General features: G+C 43.2%; 16 protein-coding genes and 1 pseudogene. 13 read left to right on the forward strand and 4 right to left on the reverse strand.

The annotated features are described in order from the left end of the window. The coding region (locus AB4375_RS20725) for a hypothetical protein (protein ID WP_372052438.1) at positions 1 to 667 on the forward strand (667 nt) is incomplete at its 5' end. Here AB4375_RS20725 and AB4375_RS20730 read toward each other — a convergent pair. Further along, entirely contained in the window at positions 633 to 1,790 is a 1,158-nt protein-coding gene (locus tag AB4375_RS20730; RefSeq protein WP_372052439.1) for a CDP-glycerol glycerophosphotransferase family protein, read from the reverse strand. The genes AB4375_RS20725 and AB4375_RS20730 overlap by 35 nt on opposite strands. Before the next feature lie 71 nt (positions 1,791 to 1,861). Between AB4375_RS20730 and AB4375_RS20735 the strand changes: the two genes are divergently transcribed. From AB4375_RS20735 to AB4375_RS20775, 9 genes are all read left to right on the forward strand, one after another. Continuing rightward, positions 1,862 to 2,773, forward strand: coding sequence for an NAD-dependent epimerase/dehydratase family protein (locus AB4375_RS20735; RefSeq protein ID WP_065584530.1), 912 nt, complete (start codon positions 1,862 to 1,864; stop codon positions 2,771 to 2,773). Positions 2,774 to 2,851: 78 nt separating this feature from the next. Next, positions 2,852 to 3,400, forward strand: coding sequence for a sugar transferase (locus AB4375_RS20740; RefSeq protein WP_372052447.1), 549 nt, complete (start codon positions 2,852 to 2,854; stop codon positions 3,398 to 3,400). Between the two features lie 268 nt (positions 3,401 to 3,668). Continuing rightward, a complete protein-coding gene (locus AB4375_RS20745) occupies positions 3,669 to 3,914 on the forward strand; it encodes a hypothetical protein (protein WP_016784037.1) in 246 nt (81 codons plus the stop codon). Positions 3,915 to 4,034: 120 nt separating this feature from the next. Continuing rightward, positions 4,035 to 4,739: a YjbF family lipoprotein gene (locus tag AB4375_RS20750; protein ID WP_372052440.1), complete on the forward strand. Its 705-nt coding sequence runs from the start codon at positions 4,035 to 4,037 to the stop codon at positions 4,737 to 4,739. A 21-nt stretch (positions 4,740 to 4,760) separates the two neighbouring features. Further along, positions 4,761 to 5,711, forward strand: a complete 951-nt coding sequence (locus AB4375_RS20755; RefSeq protein ID WP_372052441.1) for a capsule biosynthesis GfcC family protein — start codon at positions 4,761 to 4,763, stop codon at positions 5,709 to 5,711. Continuing rightward, positions 5,711 to 7,978 carry a YjbH domain-containing protein gene (locus tag AB4375_RS20760; protein ID WP_372052442.1) on the forward strand — a complete coding sequence of 756 codons (2,268 nt, stop codon included), beginning with the start codon at positions 5,711 to 5,713 and terminating at the stop codon, positions 7,976 to 7,978. The genes AB4375_RS20755 and AB4375_RS20760 overlap by 1 nt, the downstream gene beginning before the upstream one ends. Before the next feature lie 735 nt (positions 7,979 to 8,713). Then, the gene (locus tag AB4375_RS20765) at positions 8,714 to 9,847 is read left to right on the forward strand and encodes a polysaccharide export protein (RefSeq protein WP_102320646.1); all 1,134 of its coding nucleotides are present in this window, start codon (positions 8,714 to 8,716) and stop codon (positions 9,845 to 9,847) included. 116 nt (positions 9,848 to 9,963) lie between these two features. Then, positions 9,964 to 10,404: a low molecular weight protein-tyrosine-phosphatase gene (locus AB4375_RS20770; RefSeq protein WP_017069276.1), complete on the forward strand. Its 441-nt coding sequence runs from the start codon at positions 9,964 to 9,966 to the stop codon at positions 10,402 to 10,404. 164 nt (positions 10,405 to 10,568) lie between these two features. Continuing rightward, complete coding sequence (locus tag AB4375_RS20775) at positions 10,569 to 12,740, forward strand: polysaccharide biosynthesis tyrosine autokinase (protein ID WP_372052443.1); 2,172 nt, start codon at positions 10,569 to 10,571, stop codon at positions 12,738 to 12,740. A gap of 459 nt (positions 12,741 to 13,199) precedes the next feature. Here AB4375_RS20775 and AB4375_RS20780 read toward each other — a convergent pair whose 3' ends face one another. The 3 genes from AB4375_RS20780 to AB4375_RS20790 all read right to left on the reverse strand — a co-directional run bounded on the left by AB4375_RS20780 (position 13,200) and on the right by AB4375_RS20790 (position 15,082). Beyond that, entirely contained in the window at positions 13,200 to 13,535 is a 336-nt protein-coding gene (locus tag AB4375_RS20780) for a hypothetical protein (protein ID WP_004733275.1), read from the reverse strand. 516 nt (positions 13,536 to 14,051) lie between these two features. Then, positions 14,052 to 14,540, reverse strand: coding sequence for an N-acetylmuramoyl-L-alanine amidase (locus AB4375_RS20785; RefSeq protein ID WP_372052448.1), 489 nt, complete (start codon positions 14,538 to 14,540; stop codon positions 14,052 to 14,054). 68 nt (positions 14,541 to 14,608) lie between these two features. Continuing rightward, the gene (locus tag AB4375_RS20790) at positions 14,609 to 15,082 is read right to left on the reverse strand and encodes a hypothetical protein (RefSeq protein ID WP_372052445.1); all 474 of its coding nucleotides are present in this window, start codon (positions 15,080 to 15,082) and stop codon (positions 14,609 to 14,611) included. Positions 15,083 to 15,368: 286 nt separating this feature from the next. On the opposite strand from AB4375_RS20790, the pseudogene AB4375_RS20795 reads away from it, so the two are divergent. The 3 genes and pseudogenes from AB4375_RS20795 to AB4375_RS20805 all read left to right on the forward strand — a co-directional run. Beyond that, positions 15,369 to 16,423, forward strand: a pseudogene (locus AB4375_RS20795) (helix-turn-helix domain-containing protein). Between the two features lie 199 nt (positions 16,424 to 16,622). After that, positions 16,623 to 16,943 carry a hypothetical protein gene (locus AB4375_RS20800; RefSeq protein WP_017070818.1) on the forward strand — a complete coding sequence of 107 codons (321 nt, stop codon included), beginning with the start codon at positions 16,623 to 16,625 and terminating at the stop codon, positions 16,941 to 16,943. A gap of 359 nt (positions 16,944 to 17,302) precedes the next feature. After that, positions 17,303 to 18,228, forward strand: a 926-nt coding sequence (locus AB4375_RS20805) for an ISAs1 family transposase (protein WP_372052446.1), incomplete at its 3' end; no start/stop codon positions are given.

The following is an 18,228-nucleotide window of genomic DNA, read 5'->3' on the forward strand; positions in this document are numbered from 1 at the left end:
ATATATAAATATGGTCGTGATGTTTATCCCGATTAAATTGTTATTTATTTTGTCAGGCGCTAAAAATATATCTTTTTTGCTTGATATTGAACAACAGTTGGGTAGGAATGTATATATAGGATTTTGGGTCTGCCTTGTTATTATTCTCTACATTTTTGATATGATTGTTAAGATATATAAAGGCAAGCTTATTAATCATCAAAAGAATATTATAGATAATAAAAAATACGTTTTTATTGGAAAGGATATATCTCAAAAAATAGTACTTCGCACATACAGTCCTTACTGTCAAATGCTATCTGACTTTTTAGTTCTCTTCGCTTCTATTATGGTTTTCTTTATACTTAGCCCTCATTACGCTGTTTTTTATATTATCGTAGTTCTCGGGTATTTTTTATTTTTGGAATACTTGTTGTTTTCCCCACACCAACCAAGGTTGCTTAAGAAACTAAGTTTGGATAATAATCAATTTATTCAAGTGTGTAATGGTATGCTTTATCTTGTTTTCTTTTTGGGTATTATTGCGGTATTAATTCTAGATTCTATTCATATATTAGTCGCTATATTAATATTATTAGTTGCCCGTATTTCTACAACCTCATTGCGCACTGTATTCACCTCACAAAAATCACTCAGAAGAGACTACTTTCAAAATAATGAATCATAAAATGACTAATATCCTGTTTTGACTGATCTAAGTTTATTTTTTTAGCTGTGTTTTTATTGATTGGTTTAATGTGATTGAACCAATCATCTTGTTTCTTTATGGCTTTTCCCCACGTTAGCTCATTGTAATCGAATGAAAACCCTACATGTTTTGAATACTCATTGATATCATAAGGTAGAAATCCGACAGGCTTATTCAGCATTGCAAAATCACAATAAATACTCGAATAATCAGTGATCAACGTATCGAATTGATTAAGATGCTCAGTAATATCTTCTACCTTCTTTGAATCAAGGTTGACGATATTTTTCCCTACGAATTGGGAAAGGTTAACTTCAAATTTGGGATGGAGACGAATAAATATTACAGTATTTTCTTCCTCTAATTTACTGTTTAATAAATGTTTATTGAAGTCATGAAATGGGAATAGCCTAACATCATCATATGGGCGCCATGTAGGGCTATAAAGAGTAAATTTTGTATTCTTATTTTTTCTGAAACTCTCTATAAACTCTGAGCAGGATTTATTCATAGAATCTAATCGGGGTTGCCTAGCTACCAGAACTTGTTCGTTTGTTACTCCAAACGCTTTCCCTATGTAATCTGAAAAGTAATCTGATGGGCTTAAGTAATAACTAATATTTGTGCTCATCACTTTATAATATAATTTTTTCATTAAACCAGCAGATTGGTCCATAAGGCCGATGTTTTTTAGTGGTGTTCCGTGCCCGAGTTGAATTACGAGGCGATGATACTTCATGAAAAGCCCACTGACAGGAGCATCCATAGTACTCATAACCCAGCATTTTGCTTTTAAAATATACACTTTCTGAAGGAAACCTTTGTTCGATATAAAATAATCCCCTAACTCTCTATTAAGATGTTCTCTTTTTTTATCATCATTTATTATGAACTTTACTTCGAAACCAAGTTCTTCAAATTTATTTTTATGATTTAGAAATAAGTACTTTGAATTAAACGTAAAGTCTTTATTAACGGTTGAGTTGAATATTATTCTTTTCTTTCTTTTTCCTACTATAAAAAATAATGATAGAAAAAAACCAGAAGTAGCATCGACAAAGCGTTGGATTAAAAATTTATTTTTATTGTTAATTGACCACATGATAACCACCAATAGACTTGATATACTAATATACTACAGCATACGTAATTCAGAGAGAAGTGGCTTTGGAAATGGTCTTAGTAACTGGCGGTAACGGTTTTATTGGTAAAGAATTGGTTACATTCTTACAAAATGATTTCACGGTGCGAACATCCGTGCGTCAACTGGATGGTAAGTGCAAAGCCCTCCCTCCATCTGTTGAAACTGTTGTTACTGGTGATATATCTGACAAAACAAACTGGAATAGGGCGATTGATGGTGTTGATGTCGTCATTCATCTTGCTGGTAGGGCGCATATTTTGGATGATACAGCCCTTTCTCCTATCGACTTGTTTAGGGAGGTTAATACTAAAGCGACATTGCACCTGTTTGATGAAGCCGTTAAGAATGGTGTCCGACGTTTTATTTTTGTAAGTAGTATTGGTGTCAACGGCAATATTACTCATGGAAAACCATTCACAGAACAAGATTCCCCCGAGCCAGCTTCTGATTATGCTCTTTCAAAATATGAAGCAGAAAAACAACTTACCCTAGCGGCTGCTCAAAGTGACATCGAACTTGTTATTATTCGACCTGCTTTAGTGTATGGGAAGAATGCGCCGGGAAACATTGCACGATTGTCTCGAATAGCCACTAGATGTCCATTTTTACCATTCGGCTTAGTCGCAAACCGTAAAAGTTTTGTCTCAATTGAGAATTTAGTGTCATTGTTGGCGTTGTGTATTACTCATCCAGCAGCTTCTAATCAAGTGTTTTTGGCTGCTGATACTACACCCGTTTCGACAAAACAATTGGTTAACATTTTAAGCAAAGTTGAAGAAACAAATACGATAAACTTTCCTTTTCCCGTCGTGCTTATGCGTATGGCTGCAACACTCCTGGGAAAGAAGGCTATGGCTAGTCAATTGTTTGATGATCTTGAAGTAGATAATACTAAGGCTAGAAAGATGTTGGGGTGGAAACCTTGTGATGGTTTTGATTGAATACCTAAATAATTACCTCGTACTTCTGTACTCACATCGACTTACGTTTTCCCACCGATATTTTATAATAGGTCTTACATTTTGATTCGTATATTAGATTTTATTTTTGCTTTCTTTGGCTTGTTGTTCCTTTGGCCAGCATTTCTCATTATTTGTATCCTTGGTTACTTTGATACGGGGTCGCCTGTCTTTTTTCAAACACGAGTAGGACGCAACAAAAAACCATTTACCTTGGTCAAATTCAGAACCATGCCTGTCGAAACCAAATCTGTTGCGACCCATTTAGTTGGAGCGAGTTCAGTGACTAAGCTCGGTAGATTCCTGCGTAAGACCAAGCTTGATGAACTGCCTCAGTTATACAACGTACTTAAAGGTGAAATGAGTTTAGTTGGTCCAAGGCCATGCTTATTCAATCAGCAAGAGCTCATCAATGAAAGAGAGTCGAGAGGAGTGTTGTCGGTTAGGCCTGGCGTAACCGGACTAGCTCAAATCAATGATATCGACATGTCGACACCGAAAAAACTCGCGGAGTGGGATCAACGCATGATTCAGACGTTGAGTACTAAATTGTACTTTCAATACATTATTCAAACCGTATTAGGTAAAGGCTCTGGCGACAGGGTTTAGTTAGATATGGTTTACGCTCTCTTATGATCATAGGTACTGGCTTCTGCGTTATACAAACATAGCTTTGTTGACCTCCACAGTCTCTAAGGCCATTTTTATGTGACGCTATTTCCTAAATATTGCTTTATAAGGTATTGCTTATGATTTATCCATTTACTTGATTGTGGTTATTATCTATCATGATCAATCAGTTGTTTAAGCTGAGCAACTGTTTGAGGGTGTGAAAATCATCTTCTACATATAAACGTTTATATTAATGGAAATCATTATGAAAAAGATGGCTCTAGCAGCTGCATTAGCAGTTAGCTTCTCAGGTGCTGCATTTGCAGCTGAAACTACAGCAGCAGCGGGTACTGGTTCAGGTACTGGTACAGCAGCTGGCGCGGGTGCATCTGCAGCAGCAGCTGGCACAGCAACAACAGTTGCAGTAGCGACAGCAGCAGTAGCGGCAGCAGCAGCAGTAGCGGTTGCTTCTAACGAAAGCGGTGCAACAACGACAACAACGACTCGATAATTTTTGAGTAGGCGTTTAAAACCATTTTATGTGAAAGCATAAAGTGGTTTTTTTATATCTAATTGATTAATTTTCCATATTGGACATCAGCAACCAGATTGCTAGGAAGCAGAACTCGTCATGCTTAAACCTCTAATCATATCTCTTGGTCTTTTTCTTGCTGGTTGTTCTCAGCAGTTTCAAGACGTTAACTCTACTTTTGATGAAGCCTTTTTTGGAAGCTCCGATGTTGAGCTATCCAAGGAATACATTCAAACGTTACCTTATTCCAGCATTTATGCAGAAGTGAATGACCAAGGTAAGATCTTCATGGTCTTAGCGTACGTCGGTGAAAACCCGCAAACGGGCGCAGAGCAGTTAAAGTGGATGTCTTCTGACAAAGCGATGATCGTCACTGAAAATGGACGTATTGTACAAACGCTATTGCTTCCTTACGAAAACCTCTCTGGTTTGGCATTCCAACCGTTGAATGCATTCTCTTCTGCAAACAGCTCGTCGCCAGACTCTGCTTATGCGTTTGATGTGTCTGACAACCCCGGAGCCCAAAAATGGCAAGCGGTTTACGACTGGCAACCTAACTATCGATTCGGCTATAAAGCGAACATCACCCGAACGTATGTGGGAAATGACACGGTTGAAACTCCGTTAGCGTCTATCGATACCAAGAAATTCCAAGAAAAAATTCAATTCCCAATATTAGAACAAGACATCACCAACGAATATTGGGTCGACAGCGAAGGCAAAGTGGTAAAAACCATACAGTATTTAGGCCCTGATATGACAAGGCTTGAGTTAACCGTCCTTAAGCATTATCAAAGCAATTAACGAACAGGGTAATGAACTAAAATGATGAATTATATGAGTCATACATCAAAAATGACGGGACGTCGGTTGCCATTGGTGAGAACTTTATTAACGATGAGAGCTCTGTTAATGATCAGCGCTTTGTTTGCTTTGAGCTCCGCTTCTTCGGCTTCTGATCTTGTTACGCCTGAACGCTCTTCGTCGATTAAAACAACAATCGAGCTTCCTCTTCAAGGTGTGACGCTTGAGTATAAAGCTAGTGTTCGACTGCTTCGTGTATTAGACGACGCAAACGCGAATGCGAGCTCTAACGCTAACGGTACTATTGGTTACTTCCCCCTTTCGGCTCAACTGTTTGATATAACCAATACTGAAGCGACTGCAGTTACTGGATTTAAAGAAGCTAACCAAGCTATCGAAGCCAAAAAGCGCAATGTATTTAACCAGCTTGACGCTTTCGCGGTAGAAGAACCAGAAGCAAAACTGGTAAAGCAACAATTAGCCTCTTTCCAATATCTCAATCGAGTTTTTATTGAGCTAGACCGAAATGCGGTTATCTCGCAACCAGATAAGAATCCGTTACTTGTTTCAAGTTCCAATATTAACAAGCCGTCGTCTACTGCCATTAAAAGAGTGTCGACTAGTGAAACTCAAGCCTTTTCTCTGTACTTACCACAACGACCAACGTCAATTCAGTTGATGGGGGCAATGAAAGAGTCGGTAACAATGAATCTGATTGAGCATGGAACGTTGAATGATTATCTCGATGCATTGCCGAATGGCTTTATTGGTGAATCTGCAGATAAAAGCGTGGCTTATGTTGTTCAGCCAGATGGCGTGGTACAAACCATTCAATACGCATACTGGAACGAACAGCCGGTTTACTTAGCACCAGGTGCCATCGTATTTATGGCGTTCTACTCTTTGCCATCGGAATACTCAACGTTGAACCAAGATATTGTCGATTTGCTACGTCATAAGGTTGGCCTGTAATGCTGAAACAGAAATCATTCCCTCTATCGGCAGTGTGTGCATCGGTTACCTGTGCTTTATTAATGACCAACAGTGCTTCCGTTTTTGCCGAAACAACCATAGATTCCTCTTCGATTCGAGCAGAAAAATCATCATTCGACGACACTGAATACAGAACATCGCAAATGAACTTTGGTGGTGTTGGCTTAATGCAAATGCCAACAGGCCGAATGGCACCAGAAGGTGAGTTCAACTTTAGCGCCTCGTTTAATAACGAATACTACTTTTATAACGTCAGCCTACAGGTGATGCCTTGGCTTGAAACCACCATTCGTTATACACAAGTACAAGATCTCTTTTATAGCGGTGGTGGCAATCAAGATTGCTCTCAAAACTCATTCAGTGGCTGTACTAAATACACAGATAAAGGCATCGACTTTAAACTGCGTTTAATCGAAGAAGGGTACTACTTACCAGAAGTGTCAGTAGGCGTGCGTGACTTCGGTGGTACTGGCTTGTTCGATGGCGAATTTGTCGCGGCAACCAAGCGTTTTGGGCCCGTTGATTTCACTTTGGGCATGGCTTGGGGATACATGGGCACCAGTGGCAATTTCACTAACCCACTGTGCAAAGCCAGTGACAAGTATTGTGAACGCCCGTCTGACTATAAAGGTAATGGCGGCAGTGTCGATTTTGAGCGTTGGTTTAAAGGCGATGCTGCAATTTATGGCGGCTTTGAATACCAAACCCCTTATAAGCCGTTAACCTTAAAGCTTGAATACGATGGCAACGATTACTCTCAAGATTTCCCTGTCGTACGTGGTGGTGTCGACATGACACAGCACACGCCATGGAACGTGGGTGCTGTGTACCATTTCACTGATTGGGGTTCGGCGAAAGTCAGCTATGAGCGAGGCGATACTTTAACCCTTGGCTTCGATCTTTCTACCAACTTCAATGAAATGTATTCTGTGTGGCGAGATACTGAAACAGCAGAATTGCGCCCAAGCGATGTCGAGACGGTTGATGATATTGATATGGCGGCCCTTGCAGAAGAACTTGAAACGGTCGCGGGCTATGAACAAGCGCAAATCTTGGTCGACGATAACAGCATTGTGGTCAAGGGTACTCAGGTTAAATACCGAGACAGAGATATCGCCCTTGAGCGTGGTGCGACCGTGATTGCCAACGCGGTGCCAAGTTACATTGATACTTACAAAATAATCGAAAACGATAAATCGATGGAACTCACTGAGACAACGGTAGATGCACAAGCGTTCAAAGCGGCGGCTAATAACAGTTATCTCAATGCTCAAACCAGTGATGCAACCGATACTCACGAGTTAGAGCGTAAGAAATCCGTTATTTATCATGATGGGCGTGAGCGATTCGATGTGTCGATTTCACCAAACCTAGCGCAATCGTTCGGTTCGGCTGAAAACTTCTATTTATACAGTTTGGGTTTATACACCAACGCTTCGTTCTGGGCGTTAAACAATGTTGAACTGTCGGGCTCTTTGTACGTTAACTTAGTCGATAACTACGACAAGTTTAACTATACCATCCCATCAGACGGCACTGACCAAACGCCAAGAGTAAGAACCTTATTCCGCTCTTACGTTGACGATCCGGTTCGCTTAGATCGCTTACAACTGACGTGGTTTGAAGACTACGGCAGCGGTGTCTACACCCAAGCTTACGGGGGGTACCTTGAAAGCATGTTCGCGGGTGTGGGTGGCGAAATCCTGTATCGTCCATTCAACCAAAACTGGGCGATTGGCGCAGACATGACAGCAATAAGCCAACGCGATCCAGAAAGCTGGTTTGGCACGTTTGATGAAGAGATCCAAGTCAATCCTGATAACAGCAACCGAACGTACAAAGTGATCGATAAAGGCACTACTGGCTTTATCACTGGTTATTACACCCCACAATGGGATTTCTTGAGCGATACCTTACTCAAAGTGGGGGTCGGTAAATTTCTTGCGGGTGATGTCGGGACTCGTGTCGACTTCTCTAAGCAGTTCAAGAGCGGCGTGATTGCTGGTGCGTTTGTTAGCTTAACCGACATGACAACCGAAGAATACGGTGAAGGCAGCTACACCAAAGGCTTCTATGTATCGATTCCGTTCGATCTTGTTACTGTGAAACCAAGCTCAAGCCGCGCAGGTTTTACCTGGTTACCGATCACGCGTGACGGCGGCCAAGTGTTGAATAAGCAATACAACTTGTTCGATCAAACCGATGCTCGCTCACCTTGGTTCCAAAGACCGAGTAGCGTTAAGTAGATCGAAAGCAGATGCGGGTAACGAGTAATCGGGTATCGAAGAGCCGGGAAAGGGCTGTAACGAGGTTTGGGTAACCGAGTTTTGAAGAGCTTTAAAGCAGGTGAGAGTAATTAAGCCTGCGACGAGCCTAGCTTTTGGTTCTCCCCCTTGAACGCCGTTCGTTTTTGATCGGTGATGTTCATCAAAGGGGGAGTTCGAGGGGGATATTAATCTATGTGTTACCAACCCCTCCCAGCCTCCCCTTATGTTGGTATTTTCTGCCAAGCAACAGTTGTGATAAAGGGGAGGAGCCAAAAGCATCCCGACACGGCTTTAGGCTCTTCGTTTACTCGTATCTCGCTACTCTCATCTGCTCTTTAGCTCTTCGCCACTCGTTCACTCGAATCCCGTGTCTGCTCTTTAACCATTCAACTAGGTTGATAATAAACACAAATTGTGGATAATGCATACGCAATAAAATAACCGGGTGAAAGTCCGATCTTTGGCTCGGTTTATGACAAAAAACCTCTATCTCAATTCCAGATAGATAGAGGCAGATTAACTACGCAGTGTGATGTCGCGGAATATCAAAGGGCGGTAGCGTTCCTATCTTTGATATTAAGTGGGAGCGATATCACAGTAATAGCCCTCCTTAACTCTATTAAATACTGCGTAGCTGATAAAATTGTTTGTTCTAACTTCTTTGGGTGTCCTTTGGGATATCACGACACATTCCGTTTCTATGACTTGGTTAACATGAAGATTAATAAAAATCGTCTCCTTTTAGCGCTCCTTCCTGTATTGCTTGCAGGGTGTACTACTCCAGGAACTCACCTTTCTACTGGCAACAAAAATGTGATTCAGCCTTCAGAGGAACAGCAAGAATCTGATATCTCTGATGTGGTTAACCTTTACCCACTGACAGCTCAATCAGTATCGACTTACCAAACGGGTACATTGTCGGTGTCACAAGCCAACCCTGAACTCGACGTAGACATCGCGAAGTATGAATACAAAGTCGGCGTGGGCGATATCTTAAATATCACGATCTGGGATCACCCTGAACTGACCATTCCTGCGGGCTCTTACCGTAGTAGTACTGAAGCGGGTAATTGGGTTCATGCTGACGGCACTATTTTCTACCCATACATTGGTACAGTAGAAGTTGCAGGAAAAACGGTTCGTGAAATTCGTTCTGATATAGCGGAACGTTTGGCGAAATACATCGAAAGCCCTCAAGTTGATGTAAACGTAGCGGCTTTCCGATCTAAGAAAACCTACATTACCGGTGAAGTATCTAAACCTGGCCAGCAGCCAATCACTAATATCCCTTTAACGTTACTGGATGCCGTGAACCGTTCTGGCGGTTTGTCTGAAGATGCTGATTGGCGTAATGTTTCATTAACCCGCAATGGCGTGGAAGAGAACCTTTCACTTTACGGTTTGATGCAACGTGGTGACTTAACTCAAAACCGCTTACTTCAAGCCGGTGATATTGTTCACGTACCGCGTAATGACAACCAGAAAGTGTTCGTGATGGGTGAAGTGAACGATCCTCAACTACTTAAGATTGATCGCGTTGGGATGAGCCTAACCGAAGCACTCAGCAACGTAGGTGGTATTAACCAGCTGACGGCAGATGCAACGGGTGTGTTTGTGATCCGAACTTCTGATGATAAATCAGAACGCATGGCGGACATCTACCAACTGAATATGGAAGATGCATCAGCCTTAGTGATTGGTACCGAGTTTGATTTAAAACCTTACGACATTGTTTACGTAACGGCAGCACCCATCAGCCGTTGGAACCGTGTAATTGGACAGCTTGTGCCTACCATTTCTGGCTTTAACGAGCTGACCGAAGGTATGTTGCGCGTCCGTAATTGGTAATAAGCCCTGGTTTGTAATAAACCCTAATTAATCATCAGGTTGCACTTAACGTGTAACCTGATTTTTACATCTAAAAGTAAACCCAGCTTATAGGCCCAATACAATTAGAGACAATTATGTTTAATAAAATTTTAGTCGTATGCGTGGGCAACATTTGTCGTTCCCCGACGGGAGAGCGAGTTTTACAAAACTTGCTGCCTAACAAAGAAGTGGCCTCTGCCGGTATCGCGGCCGAGAAAAGCCGTTTAATTGGTAAGCCTGCAGACGACACTGCCATTTTAATCGCCGCTGAAAATGGGGTTGATGTTGAAAACCATCAGTCTCAGCAAGTTACGCCACAGCTTTGTGCTCAGTATGACTTGATCTTGGTGATGGAGAAGGGCCATTTAGAAGCGCTTACTCAAATATCGCCGGAGGCTCGCGGAAAAACCATGCTGTTTGGTCAGTGGATTGGCCAGAAAGACATTCCTGACCCTTATCGTCAAAGTCGTGAGGCCTTTGAACACGCTTATAAGCTGATTGACGAAGCGGCGCAAGCTTGGGCAAAAAAACTGTAGGTTTAAATGCAATAGATTTTAGATGCAGTAGGTTTTAAATAGACAGCTTTTTAAATGTCATGCTCTATACGTAGACGTGGCTAAGCCACCAATAGAATCATATAAAAGAGAAGTGCGTGGAGCGTATTTCTCTTCAAAAAACTAGTTTAGGAAGTAGCAATCTGATGACAACACAACCCTCTCAGCAATCGCATACAGATAACCCTGATGAGATCGATTTAGGAAAACTGCTTGGCATTCTGCTGGACGCTAAATGGCTAATCATGCTCACCACATTCGTTTTTGCTGTGTTTGGTATTGCGTTTGCATTGCTTTCAACGCCGATATACAAAGCCGATGCCCTGATCCAAATTGAAGAGAAAAGCTCTGGCGGCATTTCTTCAATGGTTGGTGATATGGGAGACATGTTCTCTCAGGAATCTTCTGCCACGACAGAAGTGGAGATCATCAAATCGCGTATGATCTTGGGTGAAACGGTTGATAAGTTTAACCTCACCACGGTGACATCTCCCAACTATGCACCTATCGTAGGTAAAGGTTTTGCTCGCTTAACCGGTGACATCAACCACATCGCAGTGAGCCGCTTTACTTTGCCAAGCTATACGAGCGGTTACGCACACACCATTCAAATTCTCGATGTCGAGCAGGGCACTTACCAACTGGTTCGTGACGATGGGCGCGTTATCTTGCAAGGCAAGGTGGGTGAGCTAGCCACAGCCGACGACTACAGCTTGTTTGTGGCAGGTTTCGAATCTCATAACGGTTTTGAATTCTCGATTGGCCAACGTAGCCGATTGCAAGCGATCGAATGGCTGAAATCTTCTTTGTCTCTTTCTGAGCAAGGAAAGCAAACCGGTATTTTGAAGCTAAGTTTCGAAGGGGAAAACAAGCAGCAGATTTCTGAAATTCTTAATCATATTAGTCAGACTTACTTCTTACAAAACGTGAAACGTAATTCTGCGGAAGCAGAGAAGAGCTTACAGTTCTTAGAGAGCCACCTTCCTGGTATTAAATCTGAGCTAACGGGCTATGAAGACACGCTAAACAACTATCGTCAAAAGAACGAATCGATCGATTTGGGTTTAGAAGCACAATCAACCTTGAAAGTAATGGTAGAGCTTGAAGCGCAATTGAATGAACTAACATTCAAAGAGAGTGAAATCAGCCAACGCTTTACTAAAGATCACCCAGCATACAAAGCCCTGCTTGATAAACGTAAGACACTACTAGGCGAGAAAGACCGTCTAAACAAGCAAGTACAAAAGTTGCCAAAAACACAACGTGAAGTACTGCGTATGACACGTGATGTTGAAGTAAACCAACAAATCTACATCCAGCTATTAAACAAGGTTCAAGAGCTGAGCATTATCAAGGCCGGTACGGTTGGTAACGTTCGTATCTTAGATGACGCGCAAGCGTATGCAGGTGCAGTGAAACCGAAGAAGCCATTGATTGTTGTATTAGCGACGCTACTGGGTGGCATGTTAAGTGTCGCATTTGTATTAGTGAAAGCAGCGTTCCACCGTGGTGTTGAAAGCCCAGACCAAATTGAACAAATCGGCCTTCCGGTTTACGCAGCGGTACCAAAATCAGATTTACAGATTGAGCTAACCAACCGATTTAAATCGAAGAAACAGCAAACCAAGGGCACTCAAGCACTGCTGGCGGAATCGAACCCTGCCGATCTTTCGGTTGAAGCACTGCGTGGCCTTCGTACCAGCTTACACTTTGCAATGCTCGAAGCGAAAAACAACATCTTGATGATTTCTGGCCCTGCGCCGGGCATTGGTAAATCATTCATCTCGACTAACTTTGCCGCAGTAGCCGCAAAAACAGGCCAAAAAGTATTGTTGATTGATGCCGATATGCGTAAAGGTTACCTACAACAAAGTTTTGGTGTGAACTGGGATAACGGCCTTTCTGATGTGCTGAGCGGCAAGCAAGAGTTCGCTCAATCAGTGAAAACCACACCGGTAGAGAACCTAGATATTATTACTCGTGGCCAAGTGCCACCGAACCCATCAGAGCTGCTGATGCACCCACGCTTTGCAGAACTAATGGAATGGGCATCGAAAGAGTATGATTTGGTGATTGTTGATACCCCGCCCGTACTTGCGGTAACCGACCCAAGCATTGTCGGCGCCTTCGCTGGCACCACATTAATGGTCGCGCGTTACGGTCAAAACACCATTAAAGAGATAGAAGTGGCTCGTAACCGTTTCGAACAATCGGGCATCGAAGTGAAAGGCGTTATCTTCAACGCCATCGAGAAGAAAGCATCTAGCTCTTACGGCTACGGTTATTACAACTACGCGTATTCGAGCGACAAGAAATAAAGTTAAAGAGCAGTAACGAGATGCGAGTAACCGGGTAAACGAAGAGCTAAAGACAGTAATGGGATGCGAGTGGCGAGATACGAAAAGCGCCACTCGAATCCGTTCTTCATCTCTTGTTACTCGTTTACCCGCTCCGCTGCTAGAATCTGCTCTTTTAGCTCTTCGAATCCCGTCTACCCGCCACTCGAATCTATTCTTTATCCAATCTTCAAATTATTCGAAGACTTAGCTTTTGGTTCTCCCCCTTGAACACCGGACTATTGTGAGTGATGGTGTTAATAGAAGGGGGAGTTAGAGGGGGTTGCTAGCGATGCCTAATCAACCCCTCCCAGCCTCCCCTTATATTGATATTTTCTGCCAAGTAATAGTCGTGATAAAGGGGAGGAGCTAAAAGCACAACAACCATCTTCTTCTCCTCGCTCTTAATCTCTCCGCATCCCGTTTACTCGCTACCCGCATCTACTTCTTCACCACGCCTCCCGTTAAATACAATCCAATCGCCGCTAACACCGGATAACCAAACGCTTCATTGGTCATTTCCCCTAATGGCTTCCAATCGTAACCGTGCATGCAGCCAAGAATCACCATCACATGCAGTGCCACATAAGGAATGGTGAACAACAACACAATGTAGCGCTGTACCAACTTAAAAGGTTCATACGCTTTAAGCAGTGCCAGCTTGTGCTTCGCTTTTTCTTCATCAGTAAAAAACATCGCATCTCCTGTGTTGGTGAGTGCATCTAACCCCTTGCTAATCGAAGACTGGCTCCCGAATATTCTTCCGAACAATGTCATACTGCTCCTTGGTTTATTGATTGGCTTTGACCGCATGTATAACCTTTGACTGTATAACCTTATGGTTCGACAACCTTAGCGAGCCCTCTGCTCCGCCATTTATCCGTTGAATTAGATTCCCTATCACGTTCGTCCCTCACTGTAGGGAATGACGACTACTTTTATTAAGTGAATAATCTCACGACTCCGCCATTCTGTTGCTTTAGAGGCGAGGAACGAAGTATCTGGAATCCGCTATTAGTCTCTTCGCATCTCGCTTACTCGAATCCCGCAACTGCTCTTCAAATTATTCGAAGACTTAGCTTTTGGTCCTCCCCCTTGAACACCGGACTATTGTGAGTGATGGTGTTAATAGAAGGGGGAGTTAGAGGGGGTTGCTAGCGATGCCTAACCAACCCCTCCCAGCCTCCCCTTGTATAGGATATTTTTTGCCAAGTAACAGTCGTGATAAAGGGGAGGAGCTAAAAGCACCACTCTCACTTTATTTTCCTCACCTTTCGCATCCCGCATCTGCTCTTAAGCTTTTATCTTCAAAACAGGACACGCCTTATTCACGCCCCAATCTTTATGCCCCTTAACATTCTCATCTGAAATCAAGAACTGCTCTTGCAGTGCAGCCATCAAACCAAACAGTGCCTTGCGCTGCGCAAGTGTGAAGTTATCTTCTGGTTGCAGCTCGGCATTACAACCGCCAACCAAACAAACCCCAATATTGCCCTTGTTGTGTCCTTTCACATGCGCGCCAGTTTGCGACAGCGGCCTGCCCAATTGGACATCCCCATTGCGACGAATAACAAAGTGATACCCCACATCGCGCCAGCCTCTCTTTTTATGCCATTGGCGAATCTCGGCTACGCCTACATCTTGCTGTGGCGGCGTGGCGCTGCAATGCACAGTAATAAAGGAATATGGCGGGCAATGAGGTAAGCGGAGTAAAACCGAAACCAGGCTGAATGAATAGGATGCTGAAGGTAAACAAGGCTCTAACGAAGGGATAAGCTCCATCTTGCTAGCCTGCTCTTCCGAATCAATTCGTTCTTTGGTGTCAGCCCGCTCTTGTAAAACAGCCGCTTCTAACGGCTGATTTGGAACTCGATCAGTTGCTGGTGGAGTGTTTGACAAAATAAATCCTCGTGTTGTTGTAAATAGACGATTAAAGACGTTGATAGCGATTCTTTTAAATCAGGGTGCAATGCGATGTGTTGTCGCAGACTGGTGGCTACGGTTTTTTCATAGCCGGGGTGGTGGCTGACATAACGTAAATACATCACGTAATAACCCAGAGGCGATTCACGCCGTGCTCGGCTGATCATCCAACAAATATCGTCATAGCTGGGGGTGTCACCGCATTCATCCTCATTAAAATAACAACCTTCTAAATGGCTTTCTTTATAACCGTTAACTTCATAGCTCAGTACTTGGCCAAACCCATCACTATCACTAAAAAATAACGGCTGACGTGATTGAGTGAGGGAGTTAGCACGGCACTCGATGCTCGCCATTCCGGGTTGATACGCTGAAATAAAAAGAGAAACTATCGCCTTCATTAAGCACCTTATTGCTGCATGGGGAGGGCAATGTACTTCAACATTCTTGATTGGGGTTGGCGGGAATAACACGAAAACAGAGGAACGCAAAAAAGTGAGAGGTGCTTCGAAAAGTTACTGCCTTATAAGGTTGATGTTGCATATCTATCCGAGGCGATTAACCAAACATCTTTTCTTACAACTTATCTCATGGGCCTTTCGCCCCTAAAGCGCCAAAAAGTGTTGTTAATGCTCTGTATATCAATGGATTTCTATACGAATGACTAATTAACAAGGAGCGTTAACCATGTGTGTTTCTCTAATTCTTTCTTTTATCCCCTTAAAAACTGGCTCGCCAATAAGCAAGTTAGTGCTATTGAAATTAGCCGATAACGCAGACGCGCGCGGCGTGTGTTTTCCTTCCCTCAATTACTTGGCGCAATATTGCGAAGTGTCGGTAAGAACCGTGAAACGACACGTTAACGAGCTCGAAAAACAAGGTTTTGTGAAGCGGATAAAGCGCTTTGATGATTCAGGACGCCAGCGCAGCAACATATATCAGCTGCGCCTTCCCAGCGACAGCCACATTCAGCAGATCGATCTAGACCAAGCGAATCAAGAGAACACGAATGTAGAACAAACAGGTTTACCGTCAGCTTCGTCGGAATACCCCCAGAAGACAGAACATGCGAAGAAAACCGACCATTCAGACACTCCCCTGGGTGACTCAAGATCCAACACGGAGAGTGATCATCTGGCACACATAATCTTTCATAAAGAACATAAAACGGAGTTGATCTTGAAAAACGGCCTCTTGGATGACACCGATGTTCTTGATCCCCAAAGCGGTTCTGAACAACATGAGGTATCGACACCTAAAACCAACGTCACAAACCCCATAAGCCAACAGAATGAAGCCGTGATTCACCTGCTCACCAAAGAGGGCAGCGCGCCGATTTATCATGAGTTCTACAAAATCTTAGAGCGAACCTACCCAAAGTTAGATGTGCTGCAAGAACTGCATGCCATGCAAGCCTGGCTGTACATCAACCCCGATAAGCGCAAACCCTTTGAGCACATTGGTCACTTTGTGAATGGCTGGCTAAGAAGAAGCGCCCAAGCCAAAGCGAAGCGAGGCTCATCGCCAGTCTTTAAGCAGGCTAGAGCAGAGCGGCTAAGCAAACAAAAGCGGCTAAACCAGCAAGGGCTTCTGCTTCTACATCGACCAAGGAAGCTAAAACCCAACCGGCAGCCAAGCCCATGGTTCACAAACAACCCACGCCCGTCTCTCAGGCCCTAGCGGACTACCAAGCCAAAAGCACCACCAATCCGTTCGAAGCACGTATCAAGGCCCTAGTTTAATCCAAATCGCCCGGCACGGATTCTAAAAAGTGACCATTCGATTTTTCACAGACGAAGCGCTTGTTTGTGCAGGTATAAGTTATTGAAAAATCATAGCTTATGAAGATAAGAGCTTAGGGGAACCAAAGGCTAGGGCAGACCAAGCGCGAATACAGACAAAAAACGTCAAGATACAAAAGTAGAATTAGGGAGAGGGCAAATGGACGATATCAGCCTAAAAAAACTGACAACGGAAGAAAAAGTCACCATTTTAGAAAAAGAGATAGCGCGAGTAGAAGGACGCATTGGCGAGTTCTTGAAACTGCTGGTTAACCACTACCCACAAGGGCTAACACGCACCGAGATTAAAGCGTTATTGGCGGTAAACAATAACCCAAGCTTCGTGTCGCTGTACCGCAACGGCAATATTTTCATTGATATAGAAAAACGCTACTGCGACGCAGCACAAGAAAACAGGTACCACATAGGCACTCAGTATCTACAAGACGTACAATGCTTCCGGTGGCTGAATGCGTGGTGAGTGTTTGTCATGCCAGAGTCAATTTCAAACTGGCTAATATGCACTTACTTTGCTAGAATGCTCCGCATATTTAAAACCGTATGAAAACCGCATAAAGCGAACAAATTGTGACTATTGCCTTTAGGAGCCAAACCTAAGGGCGGTAGCGTACCCAAATGTGGGTGGCTAGCAAGTTAAAAGGGTTTGATTAGCAGGGCAAGATCATGAAAAACCCATATGGAATAAGGGGTAGCGTGAAGTGATGTTTCCACTAATTTGTACACTGAAGTCACAACAAATTCAATACATTCAAGATCGATTTGATGATCAGATTTAGGTGTGATCATATACTGTTTTTTAACAGCAGATATTTAGCCATAATGAATGGATTAAGCCTTTTGGACCATATTTCAGTTATTCGAGACCCTCGCCAAGCTTGGAAAATAGAGCACACGCTAACCGACATTATCTTCTTAACAATTGCAGCAGTGATTGCTGGTGCTGAAGGTTGGGAGGATATTGAAGATTTTGGTGAAGATAACTTGGAATGGCTTAGGCAGTATGGTGATTTCAAACAAGGCATACCAGTACACGATACCATTGCCCGAGTTATCAATCTTATTTCCGCCAAGCAACTGCAACGATGCTTTACTGCGTGGATGAAAGACTGTCATGAGACGACAGAGGGTGAAGTGATTGCTATCGACGGCAAAACTCTCAGAGGCACATACAACAAAGACAAGCGTTGTGGTGCAATCCATATGGTTAGTGCCTTTAGTGCAGCAAACCAAGTTGTACTAGGACAAGTGAAGACTGCGGATAAAAGCAATGAAATAAAAGCGATCCCTGAACTGCTTGAAATGCTTTCCTTGCGAGGTTGTTTAGTGACTATTGATGCTATGGGATGCCAGAAGGATATAGCTGAAAAGATAGTCGCTCAAGATGCAGATTATCTCTTAGCGGTAAAAGGTAATCAAAAACGATTGGAGCAAGCGATTAGCCAAGTGTTTAATTCTAGTATGATTAATAGTTTTGAAGGTGATAAATACGTCACTCAAGAGAAAGGGCATGGTCGTACAGAAACGCGTTTGAGTATGGTTGTTCACAATACAGATTTCTTAGGCTATATAGCGTTTGATTGGGCTGAACTCTCCACAATTGGTATGGTCGTTTCAATTCGTCAAGAAGGTGATAAGCCAGCAGAAACAATGCAAATCAAGCACTACATAAGCTCAGCAAAACTAACGGCTAAAGCTTTACTAGAGAGCACGCGAGCACATTGGAGCATTGAAAGTGTGCCGCAGGC

Origin of the sequence: Vibrio sp. 10N.261.51.C6, assembly GCF_041471785.1 — a bacterium.
GTDB lineage: Bacteria > Pseudomonadota > Gammaproteobacteria > Enterobacterales > Vibrionaceae > Vibrio > Vibrio crassostreae_C.

Excerpts from the sequence above, each read along its gene's own strand:
- AB4375_RS20730 (WP_372052439.1), bottom strand. The coding sequence starts at position 1,790 with ATGTGGTCAATTAACAATAAAAATAAATTTTTAATCCAACGCTTTGTC.
- AB4375_RS20755 (WP_372052441.1), top strand. The coding sequence starts at position 4,761 with ATGATGAATTATATGAGTCATACATCAAAAATGACGGGACGTCGGTTG.
- AB4375_RS20790 (WP_372052445.1), bottom strand. The coding sequence starts at position 15,082 with ATGAAGGCGATAGTTTCTCTTTTTATTTCAGCGTATCAACCCGGAATG.
- AB4375_RS20735 (WP_065584530.1), top strand. The coding sequence starts at position 1,862 with ATGGTCTTAGTAACTGGCGGTAACGGTTTTATTGGTAAAGAATTGGTT.
- AB4375_RS20770 (WP_017069276.1), top strand. The coding sequence starts at position 9,964 with ATGTTTAATAAAATTTTAGTCGTATGCGTGGGCAACATTTGTCGTTCC.
- AB4375_RS20765 (WP_102320646.1), top strand. The coding sequence starts at position 8,714 with ATGAAGATTAATAAAAATCGTCTCCTTTTAGCGCTCCTTCCTGTATTG.
- AB4375_RS20775 (WP_372052443.1), top strand. The coding sequence starts at position 10,569 with ATGACAACACAACCCTCTCAGCAATCGCATACAGATAACCCTGATGAG.
- AB4375_RS20760 (WP_372052442.1), top strand. The coding sequence starts at position 5,711 with ATGCTGAAACAGAAATCATTCCCTCTATCGGCAGTGTGTGCATCGGTT.
- AB4375_RS20750 (WP_372052440.1), top strand. The coding sequence starts at position 4,035 with ATGCTTAAACCTCTAATCATATCTCTTGGTCTTTTTCTTGCTGGTTGT.
- AB4375_RS20745 (WP_016784037.1), top strand. The coding sequence starts at position 3,669 with ATGAAAAAGATGGCTCTAGCAGCTGCATTAGCAGTTAGCTTCTCAGGT.
- AB4375_RS20785 (WP_372052448.1), bottom strand. The coding sequence starts at position 14,540 with ATGGAGCTTATCCCTTCGTTAGAGCCTTGTTTACCTTCAGCATCCTAT.
- AB4375_RS20800 (WP_017070818.1), top strand. The coding sequence starts at position 16,623 with ATGGACGATATCAGCCTAAAAAAACTGACAACGGAAGAAAAAGTCACC.
- AB4375_RS20780 (WP_004733275.1), bottom strand. The coding sequence starts at position 13,535 with ATGACATTGTTCGGAAGAATATTCGGGAGCCAGTCTTCGATTAGCAAG.